The sequence below is a fragment of the Wenzhouxiangella sp. XN79A genome, assembly GCF_012272825.1.
Taxonomy (GTDB): domain Bacteria; phylum Pseudomonadota; class Gammaproteobacteria; order Xanthomonadales; family Wenzhouxiangellaceae.
Genome location: NZ_JAAWWS010000115.1, coordinates 1 through 603, shown reverse-complemented (window position 1 = coordinate 603; position 603 = coordinate 1). Strand labels below are relative to the sequence as shown.

At 59.7% G+C, this 603-nt stretch carries 1 pseudogene; it reads left to right on the top strand.

Annotation, left to right across the window (positions count from 1 at the left end):
- Positions 1-603: pseudogene (locus HFP89_RS00280) on the top strand (transposase); the annotation flags it as partial.

The following is a 603-nucleotide window of genomic DNA, read 5'->3' as shown; positions in this document are numbered from 1 at the left end:
TGCCTGAACGAGCCCATCGCCCGGCAAGCCAACGCCGAAGACAACGTCACCGGCCACTTCTGGCAGTCGCGCTTCTACAGCCAGGCGCTGCTGGACGAAAGCGCCGTCCTGAGCATCATGGCCTATGTCGATCTCAACCCCATTCGGGCTTCAATCGCTGAAACGCCTGAAACCTCCGACTTCACGTCAGTCCAGCAGCGGATCGAAGAATGGCAAAGCCGCAATACATCCAAATCCGAGGAAGCGGTGCCGGCCTCGGAAAGCCAGAAACTCGATAAGACGATCGTCCAGCTTCTGCGATTCAGCGACGATGACGGATCCACAAACAAGCCCACGATCCCCTTCTCGACCGCGGACTACCTCGAACTCGTCGACTGGTCCGGCCGCGCCATGGTCCACAGCAAATCCGGATCCATTCCCGGGCAACTGCCGCCCATCCTCCGCCGCCTGAACATGAGCTCGGACAAGTACCTGGCCTTCGTCCGAAAGCCGAAATCAGGCTTCGCCAACGCCCTCGGCGCACTGGAAAAGCTCAAGGAATTCGCACGGCACTTCGACAAGCGATTCCTGAAGGGCCAAACCGCAGCGGCAGCGCTGTTTTCA